Here is a 24,169-nt window from a genome sequence, read left to right as displayed (position 1 = left end):
AATCATCGCTGCTGCCGGCAAGCCCCCGCTGCCAAACAGCGGGATTGCATCCATTGCGTGGCTCACTATAGACCGTTACGGTTCTACAATATGGAACCATTTCATTATTCCGGATAGAACCACTTGGACACTGTGATCTTGTCGGACTGGCTCGCCGCGCAACTCGACCGCAGCGCTGCCGAACCGCTGTACCGGCAGACGTTGCGGCTGATGCAGCAGGCCATCCTGACCGGCCAGCTGCCGCCGGGCACCAAGCTGCCGAGTTCACGCACGCTTGCCGCGGACCTCGGCATTGCGCGCAATACGGTGCTGCACGTCTACGACCAGTTGACCGCCGAGGGTTACGTGATGTCGAACACCGGCAGCGGCACGTATGTCGCCGACACGCGGCCGGACACCGCCGCGGTGAACGCGCGCAGGAAGCCGGCGGTAACCGGTGTCGACGCGCGAGGCCAAGTGACCAGGGAAATCCCGAAGCCGTCCAAACGCGGCCTGGGCGACCTGTCCGCTCGCGGGCGACGCCTGATCGACCAGGCGGGCGTCTCCGCCAAACAGTGGGGCGCGTTCATGCCGGGCGTACCCGATGTCGCCGAATTTCCGGCGCGCACGTGGAGCCGCCTGCAAGCGCGGCTGTGGAAAGAAGCCAATCCCGATCTGCTCACCTACGCGCCCGGCGGCGGCTACCGCCCCTTGCGGCGAGCGTTGTCGGACTATCTGCGCGTCGCGCGCTCGGTGAATTGCACGCCGGACCAGATCATCATCACCACGGGCATCCATCAGTCGATCGACCTCGCGGTGCGCCTGTTGACCGATGTCGGCGATCGCGCGTGGGTCGAGGAGCCGTGCTATTGGGGCGCGCGCAGCGTGCTGCAATCGTCGGGGGTGACGCTGGTGCCGGTGCCGGTCGACGACGAAGGCCTGAATCCGCGCGAGCAGGATCTGCAACAGCCGCCGCGTCTGGCGCTCGTCACGCCGTCGCATCAATATCCGCTCGGCATGGTGATGAGCCTCGCGCGCCGCCGCACGCTGCTCGAATATGCGCGTCAGCATAACGTGTGGATCATCGAGGACGACTACGACAGCGAGTTCCGCTACGGCAGCCGTCCGCTTGCGTCGTTGCAGGGACTCGACGACGCAGGCCAGGTGATCTACGTGGGCAGCCTCGGCAAGATGCTGTTTCCCGGACTGCGGATCGGCTACATGATCGCGCCGGAACATCTGGTGGATACATTTCGCACCGGCGTCGCGGAGCTGTACCGCGAGGGGCAACTGATGCAGCAGGCGGTGATGACGGACTTCATCATGGACGGGCACCTCACGTCGCACGTTCGGCGCATGCGGGCGCTTTATGGAGAACGCAGGCAGATTCTGATCGACGCGATCACCGCGCGCTTCGGCAGCGAACTGCCGGTGATGGGCGACGAAGCCGGCCTGCATCTGGTGCTCGGCCTGCCCGATTACGCGAACGATCGCGCGGTGACGGCCGCCGCTTACGATGCCGGCGTGATCGTGCGGCCGCTCGCGAGCTACTACAGCACCGACCCGCCGCCGCGGCGCGGACTGCTGCTCGGCTATGCGTGCGTGGCGAACGACAGGATCGGTCCCGCGTTCGACACGCTCGCGCGCGTAATCGAGCAAACCGCGCTGAAGGCACCGACGCGCGCGGCCTGAACCTTACTTCAGGCCGAAGTCCACGCGCGTGGTCGCGCCCTTGTCCTGGATGCCGTCGGCGTTCAGCTTCGGCGCGACGATGAACACGCGGCTGCTGTCGATCTTGCCATCCAGATACTGCTGCACGCTTTGCGCGCGTCGTTGTGCGAGCTCACGCAAACTGCCGTCGTCGATCGGCGCGTTGGCGGCGAGCGCGCTCTTCATGTCGTCGTCCGGCAAGCTCTTGGTCAGGCCGACGAAGTTGCGCGGCTTCTTGAAGTCTGCGGACTTGTAGGCTTTGGTCAGATACTTGTCGTAGTCCTTGGCATCGACGGTCACGGACGACAGATCGACGCTCTCGCCGTTGCCCACCACGTCCTTGACCTTCTGCTGCTTCACGAGCCGGTCGACATAGCGGGTGCGCAACGCCGGTTCGTCGACTGCCGGGTCGACGCGGGCGATCAGATCCATCTTGATCGACGGCTTGTCGGCGAGTGCCTTGACGATCGTATCGAGCTTTTTCGTGCTGGCGTCCGTGAGCTTGGCCGAGCCGGGCTCGAACTCGACATAGCCCAACTCTTCGCCACCGCCGCCGAACGCGTGAGCGATCAGCGAGAACGGCGCGGTCACCGCCTTTTGCAGCAGATTGAGCACCGCATGCCAGATCAGGCCGCCGACGCTGAACTCGGGATTCGACAGCGAACCCGACACCGGCAGATTCACGTCGATCTCGCCGCGCGAGTTTTTCAGCAGTGAGATCGCGAGACGCACCGGCAGCTTGGTAGCCGTATCGTTGTCGATGTGGTCGCCGAACGTGAGCTGGTCGATGAACAGGTGGTTGTCCGCGTTCAACTGATCGTTGTCGAGCTTGTAGTGCAGGTCGACGTTCAGCTTACCCTTGGTGATCGGATAGCCGGCGTATTTCGACGAATACGGCGTGAGGTTGGTCAGCTCGATGTCGTGCGCGCTCGCGGTTAGATCGAGCGCCGGTTTAGCGATCAGCGGATTGACGGTGCCGCGAATCGACAGCGGACCGTTGGCAGCCAGTTTCGCGGCGATGTCGACCGGCGCGGAGGTGGTTGATTGCGTGCCGAACGCGCCGACCGTGCCCTGAATGCCGACCAGATTCGCGGTGTAGTTGGGCTTGATGAAGTTGTCCGTGTACGTGACGCGGCCCTGTTGCAGCACCAGTTGGCCGAAGTGCAGTTTGACCGGGCTTTGCGGCGGCGTGGCGGCCGTGACGGTGGCGGGCGCGGCGGGCGTCGCCGACGCAGCTTGCGCGGGCGCCGCGGCCACCGCCGATGCCGCCGGCGGCGTCAACGGCACCGGCTCGGCGCCGCTCTTGTCGCGCGTGAGCGATTGCGCGGCGCCGCTTTCATGCGCGACCACATCCTTCAGATTGAGCTTGCCTTGCGCGTCGAGCAGCACGCGGCCATAGAACTTCGTGAAGGTCACGCGGCCCGCGTCTACCGCCGTGCCGTGCTCGTCGTAGTCGGCCTTCAGGTTGGACAATGCGAGCGAGCCCCAGCCCGCGAACGGGTCGGAGGTCGCCTTGTCGAGCATCCGCACGTCGACGAGCGCCATGTCGCCGTGATAGCTCGCCTTCAGCGCCTTGGCCTGAGTCACCGCGAGATCGCCGTTCGCATTGAGCAGCGCGCTCGCGATCACCGCATTCAGCTTGCTGCCGAAGTATGGTTCGAAGGCCGCCGCGTCGAGCCGGTTCGCGTTCACCTTGACGGCCAGCTTGAGCGGCGTCGCAGTGACGTCGCCCTTCATGCCGAGCGTACCCTTCTTGTTCAGCGTGGCTTGCAGATCGACCGGCAGCGGACGGCTCAAGTCGTCGCTGATCTGCTGCACCTTCAGTTGCAGCGGCGTGATGCTCAGCTTCACCGGCTGCGGCGTGGTGTTGTCGGTGAAATTGGCGGTCGCGTCCTTCAGCGTCAACTCGCCGATCGTGTAGTGCCATGCGGGCCCTTCGGCGTGGGCCTTTTTGGCGGCGTGAATCGCGGTGCGCTGCTGCGCGGCTTCGTGCGGACCAGCGAGCGACGCGAGGTTGATGCTGCCGTCCTTCAGGCGCTGCGCGTCGACCGCCAGGCCGGTCGTGGCGACGCTGGTGACATCCGCCGTGCGGGCGGTCACGTCCACCTGCTTGACCACCACGCTGCCTTGCGCGAGCGAAACCACCGGCTGCTTGTCGCCGCGCGCGGCCAGCTTCAGCGATTGCAGGTCCAGTTGCGTATCGGCGACCATCACGGCCACCGGCGACTTCGCCCAGTTCGCGTCGATGTTCGTCGTCACGGACAGCGCGCCGTCCGTCACTTGCGCGGCGGTCGCGGTGTCGAGATAAGGCTGCAATAGCGGCAGCTTCAACGACTTCAGGTCGAGCTTCGCGCTGGCCGTCTTCGCGGCGAGACCCACCTGACCGTCGGCGCCGAGCGAACCGCCGCCGTCCTTGAAGTCGGTGTTCAGCGTGTAGTGCGCGGGCGCGCTGGCGAGCGTCGAAAAATCGTTCAGCGTCACCGCGAGTTTTTGCAGACCGACATCCACTGGGCGCGATGCCGCGGCGTCGTGCACGTTGACGGTACCGTCGTTGAGCACGAAGCGTTTGATCGACAGGTCTAGAGGCGCCGCGGTTTTTTCGTTGGCGTTGGCATTCGCCTTCGCGCCGGATGCAGCGGCCGGTGTGCTCGCCGCCGGTTTTTCCGCAGCAGCAGCAGCCGCCGCGCCCGCTGCGGCAGGCGCCGGCGCGAACATGCGCTCGACGCTCAGTACACCGTCCTTATCACGCGCGAGGCTGGCGCTCGGCGCGTCGAGGCGAATCTCGTCGAAGTGATAGAGGCTCTTCAGCGGTTCCAGCGTCGCGGCGTTCAGGTGTACCGCGCGCGCCGCGAAGAACGGCGCCTTGCCCTGATCACGCACGTCCACATCGTTCATGTCGACGGTGCCCGCCACGCGCAGCGTAGGCGCGTCGTTGGACATCACGAAGTTGAGCTTGAGATCGGTGGACAGCTTGCCGGACTCCACGATCACCGGCAGTTTGGCCGGCGCATACGACATCAGGCGTGGCACATCGAGCCCGTCGAAACGCAACGACACTTCCGATTCGCGCGACGCCGCGAACGGCTTGGTCCTGCCGTCGATCGCAAGCGGGCTGCCGTCGATGCGCGCGCGCAGCAACGGCTCGACGAAGATATCGGTTTTCGAAGGCAGCGTGGCGATGAACGGAATGCCGAGCTTCCATTGATCGATCACGTGAGTCGCGCCGAGCAGTTTGTCGTCGAACGTGATCTGGCCGTTCTCGAGACGAATGTTCGACACGGAGAATAGCGTCGGCTTGCTATCGGGCTTGGCCGGCTGCTTCGCGAACTTCTCGATCAGGTCGGTGAAGTTGAAACGCTGCGCGTCGTAGCGAATGATATGAAAACGCGGCGAGTCGAGCTGCACCTCGTCGACAATCGGCGCACCGCGAAACAGCGAACTCCATGACGGCTTGACGATGAGCCGCGAGATGTCGATGAAATCGCCCGCGCCGCCGCGCTCGCCGAGATGCACGTTATCGGCTTCGAACCTGAGCGTATAGGGATTGAGCGCAATGCGGCCAATCGTGGCGGGGCGGTCGAGTTGCTTGCTGAGCTGTTGCTCGGCGACGTGACGAATCAACGGCGGTGCTGCGAAAAAGCCCAGCAGACCGAACAAAACGAGAAAGATCAGCAGACCTGTCAGGACACGCCGGGTGCGCCGTGACTGCGCGACCTCGTGCACGGTCTGCATGGAAGCAACGAGTGATGCTCTATTAAGGCTTGCCATGCTTGGTGTTGAGTAATGCGGCGGCAAGCCCGCCGCGAAAACGAAAATCCCGCAAAGCGGCAGTATAAGTCGTGAACGTGGTGTGGGATAGGAATGTCAGCTGCGCTTGAGAATTCGGGCCGTGAGCTAGCGCCGCATTTCCGTCACATTTCCATCGCATTTCCATCGCAGCGATGCGAGCGGAAATGCGACATTCGGTACGTCATGCGCGCGTGGCTGTCATCTCACTGACGCGCAATGCGCCGCCACACATTGGTCGGCACAGTTCCTTGACACATTTCATTGCCGCACGACGGCCGGCGGTTGCCAGCTGCCGTCGGTGGCTTGCGGCTTCGGTGCGTAGAGACGCAACACCAGTTGCAGATCGGAGCGCGGCGCCGGTAACCAGTTGCCGTTGCGCGCGCGCGTGGACGACACGATCACATCGAGCGAGCCGTCGCGATTGCGGTGCGCGCCATTGCGGTCGCCGACCGCGAGACGCGACGGCGCGCTTTCGCCCAATGCGCCGTCCCTCGTGTATGCGGTGATCGACCAGAAGCCGCGCACCGGCGGCAACTGGGTCGGCGCGAAGTGGATCACGTAGCGATTGGCGCCGTTCAGCGGATGGCCGTCGCTGTCCTGCGTGACGACCGCGCGCACTTCGTCGTCCCGCGTGCCGATGCCCAGTTGCGCACTCGCGGCATACGAGCGTAGCGCGTAGTCGGGACCGTAGTTGCCCACGTCGTCGCCGAACCAGCTCCAGCCATTGCCGGTCAGCAAATTCGGCGGCGCGGTGGCGACGCGCTCGTGACCGTCGTCGAGACCCGCCGCGATCGCAGCGGACGCGCCCGGCAGCTTCACCGGCTCGCCGGGCTTCACACCGAGGTCGGAGAGAATGGTCAGCGCATGCGGGTCGGCTGGCGTCGGCGGATTGTCAGGCAACGCGTCCGCGAGACGGCTGAAGAAGTCCTTCGCGTCGAGCGCGACAACTTGCGCGGCCGGCGTGCCGTTGGTGCCCGTCGCGGTATTGGCGGCGTTGCCGCGCGGCGGCGCACCCGGCGCCGCGGCCGTGTCTCCCGTGTCGCTTGTGTAAACGCTCAGCGGCTCGACGCGAATCGCCCGCTGCAGCTTGCGGATCGCCACGAGGTCGCGCGCGCCGCCCGACTGGATGCGCACGCTCACCCATGCATTTCGAGTCGGCACATCCACGCGCTTCACGCCCTTAGGCAGATCGCCTTGCCAGCCCGGGCCCACGAACGCAATGGCTTGCGGCTTGATGCCCGTCGCGCCGGCCGCCAACTGCGAACTGGTCGACCACACCACGTTGGTCCACATATCGAGCACGCGGGCATCGACATAGTGGCCGTGCGAATCCGGCAACGCGACGATCACCGGCTCGCTGCCGAGGTCGAGCCAGCCGGTCGAGTCGAGCGTGTCGACGCTCGGCTGCGGCGGATTGGCGGCGCCGATCGGCGGCAATGCCTGCGCGTGACGCAACGTGTTGAGGGGCGCCTGGCCCGGCTCGGTGCCGACCGCCGCATCGCGCGCGACGCCCATCAGCACCAGCGGATAGCCGAATACGTAAGAATCGGCGACTTCATCCTTGATCCAGCCATTGCTCTTTGGCGTCGCGGACGGGCTCGACGCGCAACCGGCCAGGAATGCGAGGCCTGCGAGCGACGCGCAGGTCCAGTGAATCGAAAACGGTTCTCGGCGATTTTTTATCATTCGTTCAGGTGGCGGAACGTGCGGTCCTATGGGAGATGCCGACGCGCAGCGATGCCTGCATGCGTGGTCTCCCAAAGCCCAGCGCAGCCAGTCCGCGGTTCGCGATGCCGACAACTTCGGGTTGTATCGTATCCTTGCTCACCAGGCAAGCGCAAAGGATGCGATGACGCTTTATCGCGCACGCATGGGGTCTATTTGCGGTACGGTCGACGTTTCTAAACACATTCGTGCTGGGGCTCGCGCGGCGCGGGCCAGGTTTGCCGACTCGCCGACGCCGTTGCGGCCTTTTTTTGCTCTTTCGCCCTGTTGGCCTTTTGCCCTTTCATATCCGGAGCGCGTCAATGTATATGCCCGCCCATTTCGAAGAGAACCGTCCAGAGGTTCTCCATCGCCTGATCGTCGAGCAGCCGTTCGGCGCGTTGATTACGATCGGCCCGAATGGGCTCGACGCGAATCATGTGCCATTCGACGCCGAACTAGTCCCCGAACGGAGCCACGCACAGCCAGATCGCGAAGGTGGCGACGAGCAGGCTGTCCCCGCGGGGGCCGACGCAACGCCCCGCAGCCGCTGCATCCTGCGCGCCCATGTCGCCCGCGCGAACCCGGTCTGGAAGGAAGCCGCCATGCATCCCGACGCCCTCGTGATCTTCCAGGGGCCGGCCGCCTACATCTCGCCGACGTGGTATCCGAGCAAGCATGAAACACATCGGCAGGTGCCGACTTACAACTACATGGTGGTGCATGCGCACGGCCGGATCGTCGTGCGCGACGACGAGTCGTTCGTGCGCGGCCTCGTCGCGCGGCTCACGCGCAGGATGGAAGCCGGCGAGCCCGTGCCGTGGAAGATGGGCGACGCACCCGCCGACTTCATCACGCAGATGCTCGGCGCGATCGTCGGGATCGAGATCGAAGTGACGCGGCTGGTCGGCAAATGGAAGCTCGGCCAGAACAAGGACGCCGCCGACCGTCGCGGCGCGGCCGACACCCTGCTGGCGCGGGCCGGCGAACAGCAGCAGGCCGTCGGCCAGGCCATGCTGGACGCGCCACCGGCGTTCTGAACGCATGCGTTCACGACGCCGGGTCGTCGGTGCGCTTCGCGGGATGATCGTCGCCGCATCATCCGTTCTTGACCTTCCCGCGATGGGAAGGTCGATACTGGATTCACGATGCGGCCCAATGCCGCCAAGAGCCCTACCCTCCATGCCCGACCTTGCCGATCCGCGGCGCGCCGACGCCGCCGCCCCTCCCGCCCCCTCCCGACTCGCCGAACTCGAGATCGGCGGGATGACTTGCGCGTCGTGTGCGCTGCGTGTTGAAAGGGCGCTGGCCAAGGTGCCGGGCGTCACGCGTGTGTCGGTGAATCTCGCCACGGAACGCGCGCGCGTCGAAAGCGACGCCTCCGTCGAGCCCGAGACGCTCGCGGCCGCCGTGCATAAGGCGGGCTATGAAGCCACCCCAGCCATCCCCGCCGATGCCGCGCCGCCTGAAAGCGCGCGCACGACGGAACTCGCGATCGGCGGGATGACCTGCGCATCGTGCGCGCTGCGCGTCGAAAAGGCGCTCGCCAAAGTGCCGGGCGTGACGCGGGCGTCGGTGAATCTGGCGACCGAAACCGCCAGCGTCGATCTGAAAGACCCGACTTCCGCTCCGGATGCGCTAATCGCCGCGGTCAAGAAAGCCGGCTACGACGCGACCTCGATCGCCCCGCCACAGAAAACGGCGCCCGCCGACGCCGCCACCACGACCGCGACCCCCGCCCCAAGCGCCGCGGACCGCAAACGCAACGAATCTCGCCGCGAACTGGCAGCCGTACTCGTCTGCGCAGCGCTGACGCTGCCGCTCGTCGCGCCGATGGTCGGCGAATGGTTCGGCATGCACGCGATGCTGCCGTCGTGGCTGCAATTCGCGCTCGCGTCGAGCGTGCAGTTCGTGTTCGGCGCGCGCTTCTATCGCGCCGCCTACCGGGCCGTGCGGGCCGGCGCGGGCAACATGGATCTGCTGGTGGCGCTCGGCACGTCGGCGGCTTATGGCATCAGCCTCTACGAACTCGCGATGCATCCGGGCGACACGACGCATCTGTACTTCGAAGCGTCAGCAGTCGTGATCACGCTGGTGCGCTTCGGCAAGTGGCTCGAAGCGCGCGCCAAGCGCCAGACCACCGACGCGATCCGCGCACTCAACGCGCTGCGTCCCGAGCGCGCGCGCATTCGCGTCGACGGCGGCGGTGAGCGCGAGGTGCCGCTCGCGCAAGTGCGGGTCGGCACCGTAGTGATCGTGCGTCCGGGCGAACGTGTGCCGGTCGACGGCGCGGTGCTCGACGGCCGCACGCATATCGACGAATCGCTGATCACCGGCGAAAGTCTGCCGGTGCCGAAGCAGCCCGCCGATGCGGTGACCGCCGGCTCGATCAACGGCGAAGGCGCGATTACCGTGACGACCAGCGCGATCGGCGCCGAAACGACGCTCGCGCGGATCATCCGGCTCGTCGAAAGCGCGCAGGCGGAGAAGGCGCCGATCCAGCGGCTGGTCGACCGGGTCAGCGAAATCTTCGTGCCGGCGATTCTGGCGATCGCCGCGCTGACGCTGATCGGCTGGCTGATCGCGGGAGTAGGCGGCGAGACGGCGATCCTGAACGCGGTCGCCGTGCTGGTGATCGCGTGCCCGTGCGCGCTCGGGCTGGCGACGCCAGCGGGGATCATGGCCGGCACCGGCGTCGCGGCGCGGCATGGCGTGCTGATCAAGGACGCCGAAGCGCTGGAGACCGCGCATCGGGTGGCGATCGTCGCGTTCGACAAGACCGGTACGCTCACGCTCGGCCAGCCGTCGGTAACGGCGTTCGAGCCGGTCGGCGGGATAGATCGCGACGACGCGCTGGCGCTGGCCGCCGCGGTGCAGCGGCACAGCGATCATCCGCTCGCGCGCGCGGTGCTGAACGCGTATGAAGCAGCGCAGGCGGTTGCGGCAAGCGGGGGGACGGCGGCGGCAACACACGCTTCGCTGACAGCGGAGACCGCAGCGGTGTTCACCGACAGGTCGTCTACGCATGACAGCGCCTCGCGCGCACTCACGGGCGCACACGCACCTCAAGCCACCGCCGCGCGAGCGGCCGCCGGGCGTGGTGTCGAAGCGGACGTCGAAGGCCGCACGCTTGCGCTCGGCAGCACGCGCTGGCTCAACGAACTCGGCATCGATCTGCCGCCCGCGCTCGCCGCGCGCGCTCGCGACCTCGAAGCCGCGGGCAACACCGTCTCGTGGCTGATGCAGCGCGGTCCGCAAGCGTCGCAGGCGCTCGCACTGATCGCTTTCGGCGACACTGTCAAACCCACCGCACGCGCCGCCGTCGAGCGCTTGGCGCGGATGGGCATCGAGAGCGTCCTCATTACCGGCGACAACCGCGGCAGCGCGGCGGCCGTCGCGAAGGCGCTCGGCATCGACGAATTCCACGCCGAAGTGCTGCCCGACGACAAGGCCCGCGTGGTCCGCGATCTGAAAATCCGCCGCGCGGGCATCGTCGCGATGGCGGGCGACGGCATCAACGACGCCCCCGCGCTCGCCGCCGCCGACATCGGCATCGCCATGGCGACCGGCACCGATGTCGCGATGCACGCGGCGGGCATCACGCTGATGCGCGGCGATCCGGCGCTGGTGGCCGACGCCGTCGACATCTCGCGCAAGACCTGGCGCAAGATCCAGCAGAACCTGTTCTGGGCGTTCGTCTACAACCTCATCGGCATCCCGCTGGCTGCTTTCGGTTTGCTGAATCCGATGCTCGCGGGTGCGGCGATGGCGTTTTCGAGCGTCAGCGTCGTGACCAATGCGCTGCTGTTGCGCACGTGGAGCGGCGCGTCGGGGCGTTCGGAGCGTTAAGGGCGCTGCGGGCATCAAGAGGCCCGAGCGCGTCAAGCAAGCCCGCATCGCGCCCACGCCAGGCGTCGCAAGCCCCGCATCCAATTACGAACCGCTTTCAGTGCCCCTAAAGATGGCAGCCGCCGCAGCCGTAAACGAGACAACGAAGCGGCCCATGCCTACGCATGGCCCGCGCAATCGCCTGTCCCCTCTACTCTGCGACTGCCGATGAATTTTCTCTTCTCACGCCGCGCCAGCGTTGGCGCCCGGCTGGCCATTCTCTCGTGCGTACTGGTGGCGTTACTTTTCGCCGCCTTCACGTGGGCGCTCACGCGCGCGGCCGGCATGCAGGTCCGCGATCAGGTGCTCGAACGCATGGCAGAGAAAGACCGCTCGATCGCCGCGATGATCACGCTGTTCGACAAGGCGCTGTCGGCGGAAGTGGACCGCTCGATGTCGCTGTTCGCGAGCTTCCTCCCCGCCGGCTTTTCGCTCGACGACACGCAGAAAGTCGACATCGGCGGCATTGCGACCCCGACCATCAAGGCCGGGGACAAAGTCCTGAACCTGGACTTCACGATCCCCGACCAGTTTCTCGAACGAAGCGGCGCGGTCGCCACCGTGTTCGCGCGCAGCGGCGACGACTTCGTGCGGGTGACGACCTCGCTGAAGAAACAGGACGGCTCCCGCGCGATCGGCACGCTGCTCGACCGCAAGGGGCCGGCCTACGCCCCGCTGCTCGCGAACCGGTCCTATACGGGACTGGCCGCGCTGTTCGGCAAACGATTGATCACGCAGTACCGGCCGATCACCGACGCAAGCGGCCGCGTGATCGGCGCGCTGTTCGTCGGCATGAATGTGGACCATGAGATCCAGTCGGTCCAGGACGGCATCCGCAATCTGAAGATCGGCGCGGGCGGCTACTACTTCGTGCTCGACGCGTCGAACGGCGCGGATCGCGGCAAGCTGATCGTGCATCCGGCCGCCGCCGGCCAGAAGGCGGACGATGCGAACGCGCCCTATCAGCAGATGCTCGACATGAAGCAAGGCCAGCTCGATTACCGCTCCGCCGACGCGGCGCTCGGCGAGCACGATGCGCGCGACAAATTCGTGTCCTTCATCACGGTGCCGGAATGGCAATGGCTGGTGGGCGGCGTCGCGCCGCGCGACGAGGTGATGGCCGAGGTCGTCGCGAGCCGCAATCAATTCCTGGTGATCGGCTTCGCGCTGGTCGGCGTCTTCGCGATCGTGTTCCTGATCGCGGTGCGGCGTCTCGTGAGCCGCCCGCTCGACGAAGCGGCACGCGCCTCCGAGCGTTTCGCGGCGGGCGATCTGAGCGTGCGTGTGGCGAAGCACGGCCACGCGCGCGCCGACGAAATCGGCCGCCTGATGCAGTCGATCGATGGCATCGGCGAAGGGCTCGCGCGCATCGTTTCGCAGGTGCGTCATGCATCGGCGGATATGTCGGAGGGCACCGAGAAGATCGTCACCGGCAGCGGCAATATCGCCGCGCGGATCGCCACACAGGCGAGCAGTCTCGAGGAAACGGCGGCCAGCATGGAACAGATCACCTCGACCGTGCAGCAAAACGCCGATCACGCGACGCAAGCCAACACGCTCGTCACGCATGCCGCCGATGCCGCACTCGAAGGCGGCCGCGCGGTCGAACGCGTGGTGTCGACGATGGGCGAGATCAGCCGCTCGTCGCAGAAGATCGCCGAGATCACCACGGTGATCGAAGGCATCGCGTTTCAGACCAACATCCTCGCGCTGAACGCCGCCGTCGAAGCCGCACGCGCAGGCGAGCACGGCAAGGGCTTCGCGGTGGTGGCGTCGGAGGTGCGCGCGCTCGCGCAACGCAGCGCGGCTGCGGTGAAGGAGATCGAGAGTCTGATCACGGGTTCCACGGCGACCGTCGAAAGCGGCTTGCGGATCGCCGAAGAAGCCAGCTCGACGATGCAGGGCATCGTGACCCAGGTCGGCCGGGTCCGCGCGATCATGAGCGAGATCAACGTGGCATCGCGCGAGCAGTCGGGCGGCATCGAACAGGTCAATCTGGCCGTCACGCAGATTGGCGAGGCCACCCAGCAAAACGCGACGATCGTCGGCGAAGCGGAACTCGCGGCGGCCGAGTTGCGCGAGCAGGCCGCGCGGCTGGCGCAGGTGGTGAGCGTGTTCAAGCTAGAGAGCGGCCGCGAGTGAGTTGCGGATTCCAGCTTCCATAGCGTGACGCGCGGCGCGAGGTCGTTCCCGCGCCGTCGTCGCCATCATTGCAGTCATTACGGCTCACGCAACCGCGGCGGGCCCGGCAAAGCCCCGTTAAAACTCGACGTCCAGTTCATCGATCTCTTCCACTTCCTGCTGCGCGTCCACGATCCACTGCTGCATTTCCGGCAGCGCCATGATCCGCTGCCCATACTCGACGATTTCCGGATCGAGCTTCACGTCATAGGTCACGAAACGCGTCACCACCGGCGCATACATCGCATCCGCCGCGGTGCGCTCGCCGAACAGAAATGGCCCGCCATACTGCTTCAGGCATTCGCCCCAGATCGTCACGATCCGGTCGATATCCGATTGCGCGCGCGCCCATACCTTGAAGCCCGGAAAATGCGCCTTGAGGTTCATCGGCAACGCCGAGCGCAGTGAGCTGAAACCCGAGTGCATCTCGCCGCAAATCGACCGGCAATGCGCGCGCGCGGGAATGTCTTTCGGCAACAACGCAGCTTGCGGCCTCACTTCATTCAGATACTCGGCAATCGCCAGCGTGTCCCAGACCTTGATGCCGTCGTGCACGAGGCACGGCACCAGAATCGACGGCGACAGCAGCAGAAGTTCGGCGCGCGCCGCGGGGTCGTCGATCGGCACCACGATCTCGTCGAACGGCAAGCCGCTGAATTTGGCCAGCAGCCAGCCGCGCAGCGACCACGACGAATAATTCTTGCTGCTGATAGTGAGCGTGGTATTCGCCATACGTTTCTCCTCCACATGGGGCGTTCGACCGCCACTTGTTGCATGGTGTGCACGCCGCCGTGCGCGCACGCACCAAAGCGCGGCAATTTCTGCCCGTTGCGTCCAGGCGCGCAAATGCCATGCCAGTGCGCGGCAACTGCCGGGCAACCCGCAAGCCTGCTTGGCACATGACTTGCCTCTATTCGGGCTCCTTCCTTTCTGCATTCGTGCGAAGGTTATGAACCTGTTCGCATATTCCGCCTACCAGGCATGCGCCGACATGATGCTGCCGATGCGGCACGGCGCGGCCCTGATGAACCACTCGCTCGACGCGTGGCCCGCGTTCGGCGGCTCGCCGCACGGCCGCTCGCTACGCGCGGCCTGCGAACTGTTGACGCTTGCCGGACTCACGCCGGTGCGGCCGCCGTTCGCCATCGACAGCGTGGTGACCGAAGGCAAGCAGGTGGCCGTAGTCGGAGAAATCGCAGCGCACACGCCGTTCTGCTCGCTCCTGCATTTCCGTAAGGACACCACGCCTTCGGCACCGCAGCCGCGCGTGCTGATCCTCGCGCCGATGTCCGGCCACTTCGCGACCCTGTTGCGCGGCACCGTGCTGACGATGCTCGCCGAACACGACGTGTACATCACCGACTGGCAAAACCCGCGCGACGTGCCGCTGAGCCAGGGCCGCTTCGGCTTCGACGAATTCGTCCAGCACGTGATCGACTTCACGGAGCGCATCGGGCCCGGCTCGCATCTGCTTGCGGTGTGTCAGCCGACCGTGGCCGCCCTGTCCGCGGTCGCGCTGATGGCCGCCGACGATCATCCCTGCCAGCCGGCCAGCATGACGCTGATGGCCGGGCCGCTCGATACGCGCATCAATCCGACACGCGTCAACGAACTGGCGAAGAGCAAGCCGCTCGAGTGGTTCGAGCGGAATCTGATCAGCGCGGTGCCGTTCGGCTTCGCGGGCGCGCACCGGCGCGTGTATCCGGGTTTCGTGCAGTTGGCCGCGTTCATGTCGATGAACCTTGCCCGCCATATCGACTCGTTCGAAACGATGCACTACGAGCGCGCCAAGGGCGATCCGGCGAAAGCCGACACGATTCATTCGTTCTATGAAGAATACTTCGCGACGATGGATCTGACGGCCGACTTCTACCTGGAGACCGTCGACACGATTTTCCAGCGGCATGCACTGCCGTTGAATACCCTCGAAGTGCAAGGGCGTCTGGTGGATCCATCGAAGATTCGCCGGACCGCATTGCTCACCGTGGAAGGCGAGAAAGACGACATCTGCGCCGTCGGGCAAACCCTCGCCGCTCAGGACATGTGCGCGAAACTGCGGCCGTATCTGAAAACGCATCATGTGCAGACCGGCGTGGGCCACTACGGTGTGTTCAACGGCCAGCGCTGGGAGCGGCAGATTTATCCGCGCGTGCGCGCCGTGGTCTACGACAACGAGCCGCGCGCGGTGCTGGTGAGTTCCCGGGCGCGCACGATCCAGCCGGTGCCTGTGTCCGCCGCGACCGCCGCGGAGATCACGGCGGCGGCGCCGGTTGCCACGGCGGTGGTCGAAGTGGAAGTGGGCGTGGATGCGCAGGCGGCGGGGGGCGGGGCGAGTGGCGCTAGCGTTAACACTGCTGCCAACGATAAATCCACCGCTGCTGCAAAACCGTCTGCGGCGCGATCGCCTCGCAGACGGCCACCGGCAGCTCAGTAGGTTTGCTCACTTCACCGAGCTTGTCTGGCGCGCGGCGTGCCGACTGTGCGTGCCGCCCGCCTCTGCGATTCGCATTCCAATCAAACCGCAACGCTCTTCCACGGCTTCACGGCCGGCACTTCGCAGGGGCCTTCGACTTCGATCGATTTGAAATCGGCCGGCGAAACGATCTCGATGTACTCCATGTCTTCCGAGTAATCGAACAGATAGTGGACGATGCCCGGCGCCTGATGCACGCAGTCGCCGGCGGCGACGAGCGTTTCCTTGTCGCCGTACATGAAGCGCGCCCGGCCCTTCAGCATGATCACGATGTGGAAGTCGGCCTCATGACGGTGCCAGCCAGTGCCTTGCTCTGGTGCGTGATTCGCCTTCACGAGTTGCGCGAGCACCTTGCCGCCGGTCGCCTGTGCGATGCCCAGATCGCGGTAAAGGAAAAAGTCGGGTAAGCCCTGATCCACATAGGACGTGTCTTGCGGACGGACATGGCTGAATTGCGTGGCGAATTCGGTGGACATGATCGCGCTCCAGGAGAGTTGAAACGACGCTTTGGAGCGTGGTTTGCAAGCATCAAGCAGGCCAGTATCGACGCGCTGGCCTCACTCCTCGTGGGCGCGTTGCGGCATGTGCCGCGTCGCATTGCGCGGCGCGGCGTCGCTCGAACACCGACGGTGTTCAGGCGGTCGGGCGGAACATCTGGAACATCTCGCCGATTTGCGCGTAGTCGGTGCGATAGCCCGCGCGCATGATCGGCTGCGCGGCGTGCGTGTCGAAGAGGCCCTCTTTCAGATAGGCCTCGTCGATATGAACGCCGACCACCTGGCCGAGCGACAAATAGTTGTCCATCGGCTCGCCGTCGAGCGTATGCAGGCGCACCACCTGCAACAGCTTGCATTCGAGCGCGGCGGGCGATTCCGCGACGTGCGGCACGGCGACGTTGCGGCCTGGCGCAGGCGTGAGGCCCGCGAGTTCGAATTCGTCGACGTGCGCCGCGACCGGCGCCGACGAACGGTTCATCTGCTCGGCGAGCGGGCGGGTCGCGAGATTCCACACGAATTCGCCGGTGGCTTCGATATTGGTGACGCTGTCTTTACGGCCCTCGCTGCAGAAACCGATGATCGGCGGAAAGGTGGCGAACGCGCCGAAGAAACTGTACGGCGCGAGGTTCAACGTGCCTTGCGGATCGCGAGAGGAAATCCAGCCGATCAGACGCGGCGCAACGATGGCCTTGAACGGGTCGTGCGGCAGGCCGTGACCGGCAAGGGGGTCGTAGAAGTAGTGGGCCATGGGATGAAATTGGAGTTGACGAGGTGATGCGAATGGCTAGTTATACCGCAGCGTGGCGCGCGTTGCTGAGCGCGTCTCGCGTCTCGCGCCGCCGCGCATCACACGTTGCCCTCTGCCTCTGCGCAACATCGCGTGAAGCGAGCGCATGCGCCGCGCTGATTCACGCTCATGCTGGTTCACTGGCCTCGATCAACCGCGGCTGATCACTCGTTTGCGCCCTTCCCTGACCTGCGCCAGATGCGCTTCGTCCCAGTCGTAGAAACCGGCGCCGCTGCGCACGCCGACGCGCCCTGCGTCGACCTGCCGACGCAACAGGTCCAGCACGTCTTCATCTTTCGCAAGTTCGGGCATCAGATGCGAGGAGATGTCGAGGAAGGTGTCGAGCCCGCCCATATCCGCGCCTTCGAGCGGACCGACGATCCCCCAGCGGCGCCCCAGCGACGCCTTCATCACCCGATCGATCACGTCCGGTGTCGCCGCGCCGGACCGAACGATGTTCAACGCCTCGCGCAGCACCGCGAACTGCAAGCGGTTGCCGACGAAACCCGGAATCGCCTTTGCCAGCACCACCGGCTCCATGCCGATCGCGCTCATCAACGCGGCGGTTCGCTGCGTCACTTCCGGCGCGGTCGCCGTGCCCGGCACGACTTCGACGAGCGGAATCATGTGCGGCGGGTTCCAGAAATGCGCGATCAGAAAACGCTCTTTCGCGCGCAGTGGCGTGACCAGCTGATCGGGCGGAAAACCGCTGGTGTTGCTCGCGAGAATCGCGTCGTCGGCCAGCAGTCCGGCCAGCGCCGCATACAGGCGATGCTTCAGTTCGAGCACCTCGGGAATTGCCTCGATCACGAATTGCGCCGACGCCATCACGTCCAGCTGCGCATGGGTTTCAATGCGCGCGAGCGCCGCCTGGCTGGCGACTTCGTCGATACGTCCGGCGTCGATCAATTCGTCGAGCACGGCTTGCGCTTTCGGCGCGACGCTCACGAGCCGCGCCGGATCGACATCGTGGACGATCGTCCTGTATCCCTGCAGCGCGCTTTGCGTCGCAATGCCGACGCCCATCAACCCCGTGCCTACTACGCCTATCGTTACGGTTGCGTTGTCCACGCCGCTCTCCTGCTGCCGTCGATGAAAGCCCGGAAGCATAGCGCAGCGCACCGGTTCACGAGGCCGAACGTGACAAAGCCGGTCTTCCGCGAAGAAGGACCGGCTTTGTGGACGACTTCACGCCGCGGTGTGCGGCGCGCCGTCATGCGCGCATCAATAACGGTGCTGCGGCTCGCGGTGGTCGTCGTGACGGTGCGGATCACGGTCGTGCGGGTGATTGCGCATCCAGTCGTCGTGATCCCAGTAGCGGTGGCCGTCGTAGTAACGATCACCATGCCAGCCGATATTGATCGACATGCCTACGGGCCTCATGTGCGGCTGACCGTACGAGACCGGTCCATGACCATTTTCGACGATCACCCGTTCCTGGGCGAAGGCGCTGCCGCCGGCAAGCAATGCGCCGCCTGCGATCAGGGTTGCGAGGATAGAACGCGATGTCTTGTTAAAGGTTTTCATAGTGACCTCCCATCAAAGTTGTTCAAAGCCAGCGTCCGTGTTCGTTCGGCCTTCGCCTTCGAACTGCGATTTCGGGGTCGACCCAGACGCCGTACGCTTGGGACCAACTTTAGCGGCGCAAACCTCGTGAAGACGTGAGCACTTGTAAGCGGGCATTTCAGAGATAGGGCCGGGTGACGAGACCGCGTTTTTGCGCTCGACGCCCATTTATCGAGTCATGCGCGTGAGATCAGCCGCAGGAAGCGGCGGCTCGGCGTCAGGCGCCGGTTACATTCATTTCGGCGGAGAAATATTTGGCAACTGATCACATCGCGTTAGGCGGCCAACACCCACCGGCATCGTGCAAAAACAAAAAGCCGCCTACGCATTTCGCGTAGTGCGGCGTCGATCATGCTGTGCTCACCCGACGTGCGCGGTGGTCCGCGCTCGGGATGGTCCTGCTTGGCGTTTAGTCGCTCAGCTTGATGCCGAACAAAGTGGATTGCGATCGGCGCAGGCGCTCCGCTTCGCGACTCCGCGCTGCGTACGAGTAGTCCGAATCCAGCGGCAGATGGGGCGACGCAAAGAGGTCGCTGACCTTTTGGAACAGTGCAAAAATGAAGCTCATGGCGACTCCCGGTTAGTTACTGCAATGGCGAGGGTTTTCCCTTAAGAAGAAGTATAGGGTTTTCCCTAGGAAAAAGCTAGTGCAATGCAGCAATTTTTTGGGTGTAGCGTGAAGTCGCGGCTATCCCTCGCTATGGTGCGTTGCACAATGACAACGTCCCTTCTTTCTGATTTCCAGGTCCAGATGCGTTCGGCTATTGCAGCATGGCCGGCACCGGCTTGCGGCTGCGCGCCGGCCGGCGGGCGCCAGTCGCCGGTTTGCGCGGATTGGCGGCGGCGGCGTCGACGGCGGTGACCATCGCGCTGTCCCCGGCGTTCGATTCGGCTGCGCGGCAGCAGGCAGAATGTAAAGCGGGGAGCGGGGTTGTCAGAGGGGTGGCCGTGGGCGGATGCCATACGGCGTCTATCTGACGGAACGGGTGGGGTATCGGGCGGCTGAATGGTCCGGAGAAGCGCGCCACCGCAGCCGGCTTAGCCAGCGCGGCGGTGACGTTGTGATCAGCTCAGGGTCGCCGCTTTCGCCCTATGCCCATGCTGCGCTCGTGAATTGCGCTTGATATGGGGCTGCGTCGCGCCCGGCTGCTGCGGGGCGGCGGGGGGCGCCGTCGCGGCCGCGGAAGCGGCATCGGCCACTGCCGCATTGGCCATCGCGACCCGGGTATCCACCAGGCTGGCCATGGCGGCCTGCTGGTTCTGCATCATCTGTTCGATGCGGTGCTGCTGGGCCGTGGTTTCCCGCGTCAGACGCATCAGCAGCAGGGTCTGCGCAATGCCGATCGCAACCGTGACCAGCAGCGCACCGACCACGATCGACAGCATCCATTTCATGCGGCGCGAATGATCCGTCGCGGCGCGGCGCTGATCGGCGATCACCCCATATAACGCGTCGACGGTATCGGCGAAGGCGGTTGCCCGTGCACGATCGAGTTCCGGCGCGGCGCGCAGCGCGGCCGCGGCTGCTTCCGCGCGCTGTGCTTCTCGCCACGGCGCGGCGAACGCGGCGTTGACGGCGGCTGTGGATGCCGACGCATTGGCCGACACCTGCGCACCCGCCTTCAACTCGGCTTGCTCGACCGACCCGGCAAGCCCCGCGCCCGCTTGCGCCGAAGCGCCGCCAGCATGCTTGCTCGCCGCTTCGTCTTCAGCAGCAGCCGTTTCCCGTGAAGCCGCCGCGGCCTTCGCGAACGTCGCGGCAACGCGTTGCGGCGGCTTGCTGCCGCCAGTTGCCGCTGCATCCGCAGAATCGACCTGCGCGCCCGGTTCGGCCGCCTGACGCAGCGCGGTCACGCTGCGCGCGACGGTTGCGGCCGCCATCGCAGGCGTGAGAGGCGCAGCCGAATCGCGGGTCACGGCAGCCGGTTTTTCCTTCTCTTCCGCAGCCCTTCGGGAGCCCACCTCGGTAGCCATCTCGATACCCGCCTTCACCTCCGCCAAACCCGATCCGCAGGCAGCGGAAACTACAGGCGCCGGCGCCTCGATCTCAAGCCCGCTCAATTCCGGATTCACAGGCGCTGGCTCATCTGCCCTACCGGCACGCGGTGCGCGGCGCGCGCCCTTCGCGTCGAGCGACGTGCCGTCGCCGGCGTCCATCGCGCCCACCGCAGCCAGCACCACATCGGGCAATTCGAAGCCGTGCAGCGTACCTTGCCGGATGTCGATGTTCATCGCTTCCAGCGTGGCGCGGGTGGGATCGTCGGGGAACAGGTCGAGCGTGCTGTCGTCGCGCGACCCACCGCTCAGTTGCGCGAGACGCTGCGCCGAGCGCGCCGCGCGCGCCAGCTTGTTTTCGGTTTCCGTGGAGACGGTGGCCTGGCGCCGCTTCTTCGAAGCGGCTTGGCGAGGCCGGGACTGTGTGGATGCTACGGAATCTGCCATAGAGAAAAAAGCGGTCGTTGCCGCAAAGCGGGCGCCGAGTTCCGCTCGTCAATGCCGTTGGAATTTTTCGAGACCGCATTGTCGCATGGTCGCCGGCACCCGCCGAAGGCATTCGCCGCGGATTTTCCCCTTTTTAAGACGACATCTCGTCCTGCCGGAACTGCTTTACGCCGTGCAGTTGACGCAAGCGCGCGCAGATCGCCTCGTATTCCGTGTTCGACACGCGATGCAAGGTCAGCATGACTTCGTCGCACTCAGGCGAGTCGTCGCTTTGCTGCATCACGAATTGTTTGACGCGCGGACTCGCGGCGCCGAGTTCGTCGTGCAGCGAGTGAAAGGTCACGCTGCCGCGCTCGACGATCATCGTCAGCTGGCGCCGTTGCTTGACCGTGATGAAGCGCCGTTCGAGCGGCTTGATGCCGGCGAGGATGATCAGAATGATGACGGTCGCCGCGATCGCCGCCGCGTACAGTCCGCCGCCGACCGCAAGGCCGATCGCGGCGACCGACCACAGGCTTGCCGCGGTGGTTAGCCCGCGCACGATTTCGCCGCGCAGCAGGATCGAGCCCGCGCCGAGAAAGCCGATGCCCGACACCACTTGGGCGGCCATCCGCGACGGGTCGAGCACGATGTGATCGACGGTGAGCACTTCGGCGAAACCATAAGCCGACACGATCATGATGAGCGCCGAGCCGACGCAGACCAGCATGTGCGTGCGCAGCCCCGCCGCCCACGAGAGCCGTTCGCGTTCGAAGCCGATGACGCTGCCGAGCGCCGCGGCCAGCACCAGACGGGAGATGAGTTCGACATTCCCAAGCATTGCTTTTTCGTCCTTGTCGGGAATTATTTGAAGTGCGTTGCGCACATGTTCTGATGTGTCGGCGGGGCCGTTTGCTTTATGCTAAGCCGCACGCCGCCGCGTCGATTGCGCTGACAGTCGCAGCGCGCATGCCCATGCGAATGCCGATGCCGTCCGCGTGCAAACCGGTTAGCATCCGTTGCTTTCCAGCGCGTTTGCCGCGCCTGCGCCGCTCCGTGCCATGGAGTCACGCAACGGCGCAGGCGGCGGATCGAGTCCGTGGACGCTTAGCAACTCCTCCGTTGGCCAACCTGACTATGCAAAGCATGAACCCTACCGCCGCTTCGACGATCGCTGTTGCCACCGCACTGCGCGATCACTTCACGGGCGTAGTGCTGCCCCTCTGGCGCGGCCCGGGCTTCAACACCGCGCTGAAGCTGCCCTACGAGGCGGTCAGCGCCGAGGACCACGCCCCGCTGCCCGTCGAGCGCTACCGGACGATGGCCTGCGCACGACAGCTGTTCGTGTTCGCGCAAGCCGGCGACACGGAGCATGCAAAAGTGTTGTTCGATTCGCTCAGGCATACCTTTCAGGACCCAATCCACGGCGGATGGTTCTACAGCGTGGACGCGCAAGGCGCGCCGCTCGACACCACCAAGGACCTGTACACGCATGCGTTCGTCGTGTTCGCGTGCGCGCACTACGCGCAGCGTTCCGGCGACCGCGATGCGCTCAATCTCGTGCACAACACGTCGGCGCTGATCCAGTCTAACTTCGCGGCCGACGGGGATCTGTTCAACGCCGCGCTGACGGCTGACTTCGGCAGTGTCAGCGGCACGCCGGTCCAGAATCCGCTGATGCATCTGACCGAGGCCTGGCTGGCCGCCTGCGAAGCCACGCGCGACAACGTGTTCGGCGCGGCATTGCGCCGTCTGGCCGGCGCGGTCGCTCATCACTTCGTGCATACGCCGACTGGCTGCATCGCCGAATTGCCGATTGGCACGAGCGGCAACTACCTCGAACCGGGACACCAGTTCGAGTGGTTCTGGCTGGTCAGGCAGGGTGGCGGTCTGTTCGAAGGCACGGGCCTGAAAGAAGCGATGGCGCGCGCGTTCGCTTTTGCGCAGCTGCACGGCGTGGACCGGGAAAGCGGCGGCGTTTGCGCATCGCTCGACGAAACCGGTGCGATCCAGGACGCCACGCAGCGGATCTGGGCGCAAACGGAATATCTGCGCGCGTTGGCCTGTCACGACGACCCGGCCGTGCGCGCGGCGCTGCCCCGGCAAATCGAACTGTTCCAAAAACGCTTTCTGCATCCGCAGGGCTGGTTCGAGTGCAAGACGCCGACCGGCGACGTTGTGCGCGCCGACATGCCGCCCACCACGCCTTATCACCTCGCCACCGCCTACGCGGCGTTGCCGGCCTGAGCGGCTGCGCGCCGTTACGCGGCACCTTCGTGCGCTGGGTTCGCACCAAGCCGAATGATTTTTGCGAGCGAACCCGCCGCAGCGCAAGGAAAGGCTGAGCGCCGAATGTTCAGGAAATGGTAAAAGGCGACTGATCGCGAGGCCCGCCGAACGTCGCCGACGGTCTCGCAAACCCGAGCCGGCATCAAAGCCGACCGCTCGGTCGATCAATACGCTTCGCGCTGCCAGGGTCCCCAATCGGCGTCGGAAGATTTAAAACGCATATAAGTTGCGCTTTGTCCGGTGGGAATGTTCGATGTATCGCCGTGCGGCTTGCGATCGGTGGTGTGAAGGGCAAAAGCCTGGTGGTCTTCGGTATCGACGGTAATTCGGCCGACCGGGTCCGGGGCGCCTTCTTGAGGGGATTTAGACTCCAATATCGCGAGATAGGGGGTCAAACGACTCCAGAACGACGTGAGTTCTTCTTGCAGATAATGTGTCAATGTTTTTCCTGGAAAAGTAATACAAGCAGTTTACCCTACCAGGCGGATCGCTCTTCCAATCGCTTCCCAATGCTTTCGGAGGGCTCAAAAGGGCCGAAACGGGGGAATACCCGGATACGGGTTGGTTGGCGTCCGTCATAAAGACGTGATACAACTCTCCCTTCGCGTCGATCTCGTGTTGAGAAATAGCGGTCGCGAATGCAACACACAACATTTACTGGATCAAAAATGGCAACAGGTACTGTGAAGTGGTTTAACGATGCAAAGGGCTTTGGCTTCATCACGCCGGACGACGGCGGCGAAGACCTGTTCGCACACTTTTCGGAAGTTCAAGGCAGCGGCTTCAAATCCCTGCAGGAGAACCAGAAGGTGTCGTTCGAAGTTAAGCAAGGCCCGAAGGGCAAGCAGGCTGCAAACATCCAGCCGGCCTAAGTACCCAAGGTAC

18 protein-coding genes are annotated in these 24,169 nt (G+C 65.1%); 7 read left to right on the top strand and 11 right to left on the bottom strand.

All coding sequences use genetic code 11. The annotated features are described in order from the left end of the window. The first annotated feature begins 123 nt into the window (after positions 1-123). The gene (gene pdxR / locus PQR02_RS21360) at positions 124-1,671 is read left to right on the top strand and encodes a MocR-like pyridoxine biosynthesis transcription factor PdxR (RefSeq protein ID WP_408235378.1); all 1,548 of its coding nucleotides are present in this window, start codon (positions 124-126) and stop codon (positions 1,669-1,671) included. 3 nt (positions 1,672-1,674) lie between these two features. Here the strand turns inward: pdxR and PQR02_RS21355 are convergent, their stop codons facing one another. Beyond that, positions 1,675-5,457, bottom strand: coding sequence for a DUF748 domain-containing protein (locus tag PQR02_RS21355; RefSeq protein WP_408235375.1), 3,783 nt, complete (start codon positions 5,455-5,457; stop codon positions 1,675-1,677). Positions 5,458-5,736: 279 nt separating this feature from the next. Further along, a complete protein-coding gene (locus PQR02_RS21350) occupies positions 5,737-7,164 on the bottom strand; it encodes a DUF1254 domain-containing protein (protein WP_408235372.1) in 1,428 nt (475 codons plus the stop codon). Between the two features lie 341 nt (positions 7,165-7,505). On the opposite strand from PQR02_RS21350, the gene PQR02_RS21345 reads away from it, so the two are divergent. From PQR02_RS21345 to PQR02_RS21335, 3 genes are all read left to right on the top strand, one after another. Further along, positions 7,506-8,222, top strand: a complete 717-nt coding sequence (locus tag PQR02_RS21345) for an FMN-binding negative transcriptional regulator (RefSeq protein ID WP_408235369.1) — start codon at positions 7,506-7,508, stop codon at positions 8,220-8,222. Between the two features lie 142 nt (positions 8,223-8,364). Next, on the top strand, positions 8,365-11,031 hold the full coding sequence (locus tag PQR02_RS21340; RefSeq protein WP_408235366.1) for a heavy metal translocating P-type ATPase: 2,667 nt from the start codon (positions 8,365-8,367) through the stop codon (positions 11,029-11,031). A gap of 207 nt (positions 11,032-11,238) precedes the next feature. Continuing rightward, a complete protein-coding gene (locus PQR02_RS21335) occupies positions 11,239-13,212 on the top strand; it encodes a methyl-accepting chemotaxis protein (protein ID WP_408235363.1) in 1,974 nt (657 codons plus the stop codon). A 117-nt stretch (positions 13,213-13,329) separates the two neighbouring features. Here PQR02_RS21335 and PQR02_RS21330 read toward each other — a convergent pair whose 3' ends face one another. Further along, a complete protein-coding gene (locus PQR02_RS21330; protein WP_408235360.1) occupies positions 13,330-13,983 on the bottom strand; it encodes a glutathione S-transferase family protein in 654 nt (217 codons plus the stop codon). 217 nt (positions 13,984-14,200) lie between these two features. On the opposite strand from PQR02_RS21330, the gene PQR02_RS21325 reads away from it, so the two are divergent. Next, entirely contained in the window at positions 14,201-15,685 is a 1,485-nt protein-coding gene (locus tag PQR02_RS21325; RefSeq protein ID WP_408235357.1) for a polyhydroxyalkanoate depolymerase, read from the top strand. 80 nt (positions 15,686-15,765) lie between these two features. On the opposite strand, the gene PQR02_RS21320 is transcribed toward PQR02_RS21325, so the two are convergent. The 7 genes from PQR02_RS21320 to PQR02_RS21290 form a co-directional block, all read right to left on the bottom strand. Continuing rightward, on the bottom strand, positions 15,766-16,200 hold the full coding sequence (locus PQR02_RS21320; RefSeq protein ID WP_408235354.1) for a cupin domain-containing protein: 435 nt from the start codon (positions 16,198-16,200) through the stop codon (positions 15,766-15,768). Between the two features lie 157 nt (positions 16,201-16,357). Continuing rightward, the gene (locus PQR02_RS21315; RefSeq protein WP_408235351.1) at positions 16,358-16,969 is read right to left on the bottom strand and encodes a flavin reductase family protein; all 612 of its coding nucleotides are present in this window, start codon (positions 16,967-16,969) and stop codon (positions 16,358-16,360) included. A gap of 189 nt (positions 16,970-17,158) precedes the next feature. After that, on the bottom strand, positions 17,159-18,118 hold the full coding sequence (locus PQR02_RS21310; protein ID WP_408235348.1) for a 3-hydroxyacyl-CoA dehydrogenase family protein: 960 nt from the start codon (positions 18,116-18,118) through the stop codon (positions 17,159-17,161). A 114-nt stretch (positions 18,119-18,232) separates the two neighbouring features. Then, positions 18,233-18,535 carry a hypothetical protein gene (locus tag PQR02_RS21305; RefSeq protein ID WP_408235345.1) on the bottom strand — a complete coding sequence of 101 codons (303 nt, stop codon included), beginning with the start codon at positions 18,533-18,535 and terminating at the stop codon, positions 18,233-18,235. 448 nt (positions 18,536-18,983) lie between these two features. Beyond that, the gene (locus PQR02_RS21300) at positions 18,984-19,142 is read right to left on the bottom strand and encodes a hypothetical protein (RefSeq protein WP_408235342.1); all 159 of its coding nucleotides are present in this window, start codon (positions 19,140-19,142) and stop codon (positions 18,984-18,986) included. Positions 19,143-19,639: 497 nt separating this feature from the next. Then, positions 19,640-21,016, bottom strand: a complete 1,377-nt coding sequence (locus PQR02_RS21295; protein WP_408235339.1) for a hypothetical protein — start codon at positions 21,014-21,016, stop codon at positions 19,640-19,642. A gap of 133 nt (positions 21,017-21,149) precedes the next feature. Further along, complete coding sequence (locus PQR02_RS21290; RefSeq protein WP_408235336.1) at positions 21,150-21,836, bottom strand: MgtC/SapB family protein; 687 nt, start codon at positions 21,834-21,836, stop codon at positions 21,150-21,152. Positions 21,837-22,132: 296 nt separating this feature from the next. Between PQR02_RS21290 and PQR02_RS21285 the strand changes: the two genes are divergently transcribed. Beyond that, positions 22,133-23,242: an AGE family epimerase/isomerase gene (locus PQR02_RS21285; RefSeq protein WP_408235420.1), complete on the top strand. Its 1,110-nt coding sequence runs from the start codon at positions 22,133-22,135 to the stop codon at positions 23,240-23,242. Positions 23,243-23,448: 206 nt separating this feature from the next. Here PQR02_RS21285 and PQR02_RS21280 read toward each other — a convergent pair whose 3' ends face one another. Continuing rightward, entirely contained in the window at positions 23,449-23,724 is a 276-nt protein-coding gene (locus tag PQR02_RS21280) for a hypothetical protein (protein WP_408235333.1), read from the bottom strand. A gap of 228 nt (positions 23,725-23,952) precedes the next feature. Here PQR02_RS21280 and PQR02_RS21275 point away from each other — a divergent pair, with 228 nt between their 5' ends. After that, entirely contained in the window at positions 23,953-24,156 is a 204-nt protein-coding gene (locus PQR02_RS21275) for a cold-shock protein (protein ID WP_102632542.1), read from the top strand. Positions 24,157-24,169: the final 13 nt, after the last annotated feature.

It is taken from the genome of Paraburkholderia sediminicola (genome assembly GCF_046026895.1).
Taxonomy (GTDB): domain Bacteria; phylum Pseudomonadota; class Gammaproteobacteria; order Burkholderiales; family Burkholderiaceae; genus Paraburkholderia; species Paraburkholderia sediminicola_C.
The sequence above is the reverse complement of the archived record's forward strand: the minus strand, read 5'-3'. Positions and strand labels throughout refer to the sequence as shown.